Source organism: Patulibacter medicamentivorans (assembly GCF_000240225.1).
Classification (GTDB): domain Bacteria; phylum Actinomycetota; class Thermoleophilia; order Solirubrobacterales; family Solirubrobacteraceae; genus Patulibacter; species Patulibacter medicamentivorans.
The window spans coordinates 1-7,106 of sequence record NZ_AGUD01000137.1; the positions used below are offsets into that span (position 1 = coordinate 1).

Here is a 7,106-nt window from a genome sequence, read left to right on the forward strand (position 1 = left end):
CCTCCGGCACGCCCTAGCGCTCGCGCCGCCACGGCCGAGCGCGGCGCCCGCGGCCTGCCGATCGGCTCGCGCGGCGGCACGCCCTGGGGCCGCCGCCGGCTGGCACGACCGCGCTCGTCGATCCGGCGAGCGCGGAAGGAGCGGCCCGACCGGCGGCGAACGCACGGAGCATGTACGCCGACCGCCGCCTGCGCGTGCTGTTCTCGATCGCCATGTTCCTCCTGGTCGTCGCCGGAGGCCGCTCGGTCTGGTTCGCACTGGCCAAAGCCGACACGCTGACCGCCGCCGCCCGCGGCCAGCAGAACACCCCGCGCGAGATCCTCGCCGCCCGCGGGGAGATCCAGGACCGCTACGGCGCCCCGCTCGCCGTCAGCGAGCCCGCCGACGACGTCGCGGTCAGCCCCCGGGTCGTGACCGAGCAACTGACCCTGAAGCCGGCGCAGCGCCCGCAGCAGCTGGCCGACCTGGTCGCCAGCGAGCTCGACCTGCCCGAGGACGAGGTGCTGAAGAAGCTGACCGCGAACGCCGGCTACGTGCGGCTGGCCCGCAGCGTCCCCGACCGCAAGGTCCAGGCGCTCCGCGACCGCGCGCTGAAGATGAACGTCAGCCTGGCCGCCCTGACCTTCGAGCCGCGCAACCGCCGGATCTACCCCGGCGGCGCCCTGGCCGGCCAGCTGCTCGGCGCCTACGGCGACGACGACAAGGCGCTCGCCGGGCTCGAGATCGGCTACGACAAGTCGCTGCGCGGCACCAACGGCAAGGAGCTGGAGACCCGCTCGCAGACCGGCAGCCCGCTGCGGACCGTGACCGAGCGCAAGATGGTCCCGGGCAAGAACGTCAGCCTGACCCTCGACACCCGGATCCAGGCGGTCGCCGAGGAGGCCCTCCAGCAGCTGGGCCAGACCTATCGGCCCAAGAAGGCGACGGCGATCGTGATGCGGCCCGACGGCGAGATCCTGTCGATGGCCAACTGGCCGCGCGTCGACCCCAACCAGCCGGGGGAGTCGCCCGAGTGGGCCAAGGCCAACTCGGCGACCGGCTTCACCTACGAGCCGGGATCGACCTTCAAGGCGGTCGCGGTCGGCGGCGCGCTGCAGGACCACACGGTCACGCCGACCAGCCAGTTCACGGTCCCGTACTCGATCCAGGTCGCCGACCGGGTGATCAAGGACTCCCACGGCCACGGCACCGAGGTCATGACGCCGGGGCAGATCCTGGCCCAGTCCTCGAACGTCGGCACGATCCAGATCGGCCAGAAGCTCGGATCCAAGCGCTTCGACGGCTGGATGCGGAAGCTCGGCTTCGGCTCGACGACCGGCCTCGGCTGGCCCGGCGAGGAGCAGGGCCTGCTGCCGAAGCTCGAGAACTACTCGGGCTCGACGATGGGCAACCTGCCGATCGGCCAGGGCCAGCTCGTGACGCCGATGCAGATCGCCAACCTCTACGCGACGATCGCCAACGGCGGCATGCTGCGGCACCCGAGCCTGGTGCGGACGATCGGCGGCCAGCGGGTCGCCCGGCCGGCCGGCAAGCGGGTCCTGCGGCCGGACGTCGCGCAGCAGCTGCGCGGGATGCTGGCCGGCGTCTTCGAGGCCGGCGGCACCGCCTCGGCGGTCAAGGTCCCCGGGTACCAGCTGGCGGGCAAGACGGGCACGTCGAACGTCTTCGACACCAAGCTCGGCGAGTACGTCGAGAACCGCAACGTGGCGTCGATCGCCGGCTTCGCCCCGGCCAACAACCCGAAGCTCGTGATCGTCGTCGTGGCCGACGAGCCCGCGGGCGGCGGCTACGGCGCGACGGTCGCCGGCCCGGCGTTCGGCGACATCGCGAAGTTCGCCCTCCAGTACCTGAAGATCCCGCCGAAGTAGTCCGCGTGTACTGCGTCCCGACGAGGGCACGCGATCACCGTGGGAGAGCGACGATGGCGGCACCGCTCGGCGATCGTCGCGCGCGCGACGGCGATCGCCAACGGCCCGCGGAGCCGCCGTGCCGCCACCCCGACCATCTAGGCTCCCGGGACAGATGAGGCTCGGAGACCTGTTCGACCAGGCGCCGCGCGAGGCCGCGGACACGCCGGTCTCCGCGCTCGCCTACGACGACCGCCGCGTGAGCGCCGGGACGGTGTTCTTCTGCGTCCGCGGGTTCACCCGCGACGGCCACGACTTCGCCGACGCGGCGGTCGCGGCGGGAGCGGCCGCGCTGGTCGTCGACCACCCGCTGGGCAGCGGCGTCCCCGAGATCCTCGTCGACGACGTGCGAGCCGCGATGGCCCCGGCGGCGGCGCGCCTCGCGGGCGATCCGACCGCCCGCCTGGCCACGGTCGGGGTCACCGGCACCAACGGCAAGACGACGACCGCCTTCCTGATCCGGCAGCTGCTGGAGGCGGGGGGAAGGCGGACCGGGATCCTGGGCACGGTCACCCAGGTCGTCGGCGGCGTCGAGCGCGACGCCGGCCGCACCACGCCCGAGGCGATCGACCTGCAGCGGACCTTCGCCGAGATGCTCGACGGCGGCGACACGGCCTGCGTGATCGAGGTCTCCTCGCACGCGCTGGCGCTCGGGCGCGCCGACGCGATCCACTGGGCGGCCGCGGTCTTCACCAACCTGACCCAGGACCACCTGGACTTCCACGCCGACATGGAGGACTACTTCGCCGCCAAGGCGCGGCTGTTCGCCGCGGCCCCCGGGGTCCCGAAGGTCGTCGACGTCGACGACCCCTACGGCCGGCGGCTGGCACGGCAGCACCCCGACGCGATCACCGTCGCGCTCGACGCGCCGGACGCGCGGATCCGGGCGACCGAGATCGCCTCCGACCTGCGCGGCAGCCGTTTCACGGTCGAGGGCCGGCGCCTGAGCACGCCGCTGACCGGGCGCTTCAACGTCCGCAACGCGCTCCAGGCCTACGTCGTCGCCCGCGAGCTGGGGGTCGACGCCGAGGTCGCCGCGGCCGCGCTGGCCCGCGCGGGCCGCGTTCCCGGGCGCCTGGAGCCGGTCGACGGCGGCCAGCCGTTCGCGGTCCTGGTCGACTACGCCCACACGCCCGACTCGCTGGAGAACGTGCTGGCCGCCGCCCGTGGCGTGGTCCGCGAGGCCGGCCACGGGCGCGTCCTCTGCGTCTTCGGCTGCGGCGGCGACCGCGACCGCGGCAAGCGGCCGCTGATGGGCGCGATCGCCGCGCGCGACGCCGACGTGGCGATCGCGACCTCGGACAACCCGCGCAGCGAGGATCCGGCGGCGATCCTCGACGAGGTGCTGGCGGGGATGGCGGACGCCCGCGCGACCGTCGAGCGGATCGAGGATCGCCACGCCGCGATCGAGCGGGCGATCGCGCTCGCCGCGCCCGGCGACGTGGTCCTGGTCGCGGGCAAGGGCCACGAGCACGGGCAGACCTTCGCCGACCGCACGATCCCCTTCGACGATGTCGCCGTCGCCCGCGAGGCGCTGGCCGGCGCCGGCTGGACCAGCGACCCGACGACGGAGGCCTCCCGTGCGTGATCACGACGCCCAGTGGATCGCCGAGGCGACCGGCGCCGAGCTCTATCGCGACCCCGCCGGGGCCGCGCTGACCGACGGCGGCGCCCCCGGCGGCGTCGGCTCCGGCCCGGCGCGGGTCGTGATCGACTCGCGTGCCGGTCAGGTCGGGCCCGGCGACCTGTTCTTCGGCATCCCCGGCGAGCGGGTCGACGGCGGCCGCTTCGGCGTCGACGCCCTCGCCGCCGGCGCGTGGGGCGTCCTGGTGCGTCCCGAGCACGCCGAGGCCGCCGCCGCCAGCGGGTCCGGGGCGATCCTGCTGCACGAGGATCCCGCCGCCGCGCTCGGCGCCCTGGCCCGCGCCTGGCGCCGCGAGCTGGGGGCGACGGTGGTCGGGATCACCGGCTCGGTCGGCAAGACCTCGACCAAGGACCTGCTGACGGCGATCCTCGCCCCGCACCGGCGGACGGTGGCGACCGAGGCCAACCTCAACACCGAGATCGGGCTGCCGCTGACCGTCCTCGGCGCACCCGCCGGGACCGAGGTGCTGGTGCTCGAGATGGCGATGCGCGGGCCGGGGCAGATCGCCGAGCTGGCCCGGATCGCGGAGCCCGACATCGGCGTCATCACCAACGTCGCCCCGGTCCACGTCGAGCTGCTCGGCTCGCTGCAGGCGATCGCCGACGCCAAGGCCGAGCTGCTGCACGGCCTGGTCCCGGGCGGCACGGCGATCCTGCCGGTCGGCGAGCGGCGGCTCGAGGGCCACCGCCCGCACGGGATCGGGATCGTCACCTTCGGCGGCCCCGGATCGGGCGCCGACGTCGCCGAGGGCGAGCCGGGCTGGCCGTCGCTGACGCTCGACGGCGAGGTCTCGCCGACGGTGCTGCGCAACCTGCCGGCCGCGGTCGCGGCGGCGCGGGCGGTCGGGATCGAGCCGGCGAGTACGATCGCCCCCCGGATCTCGGCGATGCGCGGCCAGCGGCTGCACCTCGCCGGGGACGTGGTCGTCGTCGTGGACTGCTACAACGCCAACCCGATGTCGGTCACCGCCGCGCTGGACGACCTGGCCGCCTCGGCCTCGGGACGACGGGTCGCCGTGCTCGGGGACATGCTCGAGCTGGGACCCGACGAGCGCCGCTACCACGCCGAGATCGGCGCCCACGCCCGCGACGCGGGGGTCGAGGTGCTGGTCGCGGTCGGCGAGCTCAGCCGTCACACCGGGACCGGGTTCGCGGGCGCCGTCCACTGGGTGCCCGACGCCGCGGCCGCCGCGGCGCTGGTCCCGCGGATCCTCGAGCCGGGGGACACCGTGCTGCTGAAGGCGTCCCGCGGGATCGGCCTCGAACGCGTCGCCGACGCCCTCGCCGACGGCGATCTCGCCGATCCCGGGGAGGCCTGAGTCGTGGGCGAGATCCTGATCGGCGGCACCGCCGCGATGCTCATCTGCGTCTTCCTGGCGCCGCGCTTCATCGAGTGGCTGCGCGAGCGGTCGTTCGGGCAGTACATCCGCGAGGAGGGCCCCGAGGGGCACAAGACGAAGGCCGGCACGCCGACGATGGGCGGGCTGATCATCTTCATCTCGATCTCGGTCCCGTTCCTGATCCTGAACGACTACGACTGGCGGGCGGTGGGCGTCTTCGCCGCCGGGGTCGGCCTGGCCGCGGTCGGCTTCGTCGACGACTGGACCAAGGTGATCCGCAAGCGGTCGCTGGGGCTCAGCGGCAAGGCGAAGCTCGTCTCGATGGTCGCGATCTCGCTGCTGCTCTGGTACATCGCGACCGAGCAGGCCGGGCTCCAGCCGACCGTCAGGCTGCGCTCGCTCGACGTCACGATCGACCTCGGGCCGCTGTACCCGGTCTGGATCTACCTGGTGGTCGCGTTCATCTCCAACGCGGTCAACCTGACCGACGGGCTCGACGGGCTCGCGGCCGGGGTCTCGGCGATCGTCTTCACCGCCTACATCGGGATCACCTACCGGGCGACCGGCGCGACCGACCTGGCGCTGCTGGCCGCCTGCGCGACCGGGGGCTGCGTCGGATTCCTCTGGTACAACGCCCACCCGGCGACGGTCTTCATGGGTGACACCGGATCGCTCGGGCTCGGCGGCCTGGTCGCCGGCCTGGCGATCATGACCAAGACCGAGGAGCTGCTGTTGATCATCGGCGGCATCTTCGTCGTCGAGGCGCTGTCGGTGATCGTCCAGGTCTTCTCGTTCAAGACCTTCCGCAAGCGCGTCTTCCTGATGGCGCCGCTGCACCACCACTTCGAGATGAAGGCGTGGTCGGAGACGAAGATCATCCTTCGCTTCTGGATCATCGCGATCGCCTGCTCGGCGATCGGCTTCACGCTCTACGTGCAGAGCATGAAGTAGCAGCGGTCCTTTCCCGCCAGCCCTTAGAGGGTTCATATCCCGGGCGGCGAACGTGCAGCCGATGCCGCCGCTTCGCCGTGCCCCCGAACTCCGCCGCGAGTACGAGCGCCTGCTCAGCGTGGTGCTGGTGCTGGTCGTGCTCGGAGCGATCTGGGTCTACAGCGCCTCGAGCTCCGAGCAGATCCTCCAGGGCGGCGGCGACGGAACCAGCTTCCTGATCCGCTACGTGATGTTCGGCGCGATCGGCTTCGTGGTCCTCGCGCTGGCCGCGCGCGGCGGCGTCGCGACCGTCCGGCGGCTGACGCTGCCGATGCTCGGGATCGCGCTGGTCCTCTGCATGGCCGTCGTCGTGCCGGGCATCGGCCGCCAGGTCAACGGCGCCTACCGCTGGCTGGGGACGGGGGCGATCGGCTTCCAGCCCTCGGAGCTGGCGAAGTTCTCGGTCGTCGCCTTCCTGGCCCTGACGCTGTCGCAGCGCAAGCGGCCGATGGTCGAGTTCCGCGACGCGCTGCCGTACCTGGCGGTGCTCGGCGTCTTCGTGATGATCGTCGCCGGGCTCCAGCGCGACCTCGGCACGGCGATCGTGATCGCCGGCGCCAGCCTCTGCGTGATGGTGGCCTACGGGATGCCGCTGCGGTTCTTCCTGCCGCTGGCCGGGATCGCCGGCGCCGGCCTGCTGGTGCTGGTGCTGATGCAGCCCTACCGGATGGCGCGGCTGACGAACTTCCTCTCGCCGTGGTCGGACGCGGCCGGCACCGGCTACCAGGCGACCCAGGGCCAGATCGCGATCGGCTCCGGCGGGCTCTTCGGCAACGGCCTCGGCAACTCGGTCCAGAAGGCCGAGTGGCTGCCCGAAGCCCACACCGACTTCATCCTCGCCGTCGTCGGCGAGGAGCTGGGGGCGGTCGGCGTGCTGATGCTGCTGTTCCTCTACGGCGCCGTCGCCTACCTGGGCCTGCGGATCGCCGACCGCACCAAGGGGACGTACCAGAAGCTGCTGGCGATCGGGATCACCGCGGTGATCGTCTGCCAGGCGATGCTGAACGTCTGGGTCGTGCTCGGGATCTTCCCGCTGACCGGCGTGCCGCTGCCGTTCATCTCCTACGGCTCGACGAACCTCGTGGTGCTGCTCGCCGGCGTCGGGATCCTGCTGAACATCGCCCGCGGGACCCCGTACGTCGAGCCCGCGCCCGGCACCGAGCCGGCCGGGCCCGGCCCGCGCGGCCGGCGCCGATCGCGGCCGCCGAAGGCGGCGCCGGCCCCG

General features: G+C 73.3%; 5 protein-coding genes. All 5 read left to right on the plus strand.

All coding sequences use genetic code 11. The features are described from left to right. Positions 1-170 precede the first annotated feature (170 nt). Positions 171-1,868 (plus strand): peptidoglycan D,D-transpeptidase FtsI family protein, encoded by a 1,698-nt coding sequence (locus PAI11_RS10245; protein WP_007573979.1) that lies wholly within the window; start codon positions 171-173, stop codon positions 1,866-1,868. A 154-nt stretch (positions 1,869-2,022) separates the two neighbouring features. Then, positions 2,023-3,495, plus strand: a complete 1,473-nt coding sequence (locus PAI11_RS10250; protein WP_007573981.1) for a UDP-N-acetylmuramoyl-L-alanyl-D-glutamate--2,6-diaminopimelate ligase — start codon at positions 2,023-2,025, stop codon at positions 3,493-3,495. Next, positions 3,488-4,870, plus strand: a complete 1,383-nt coding sequence (locus PAI11_RS10255) for a UDP-N-acetylmuramoyl-tripeptide--D-alanyl-D-alanine ligase (protein ID WP_007573983.1) — start codon at positions 3,488-3,490, stop codon at positions 4,868-4,870. The genes PAI11_RS10250 and PAI11_RS10255 overlap by 8 nt, the downstream gene beginning before the upstream one ends. A gap of 3 nt (positions 4,871-4,873) precedes the next feature. Beyond that, positions 4,874-5,842, plus strand: coding sequence for a phospho-N-acetylmuramoyl-pentapeptide-transferase (gene mraY, locus PAI11_RS10260; protein WP_007573986.1), 969 nt, complete (start codon positions 4,874-4,876; stop codon positions 5,840-5,842). A 61-nt stretch (positions 5,843-5,903) separates the two neighbouring features. Further along, positions 5,904-7,106: putative lipid II flippase FtsW (gene ftsW, locus PAI11_RS10265; RefSeq protein WP_050897193.1), on the plus strand; the 1,203-nt coding region annotated here is incomplete at its 3' end.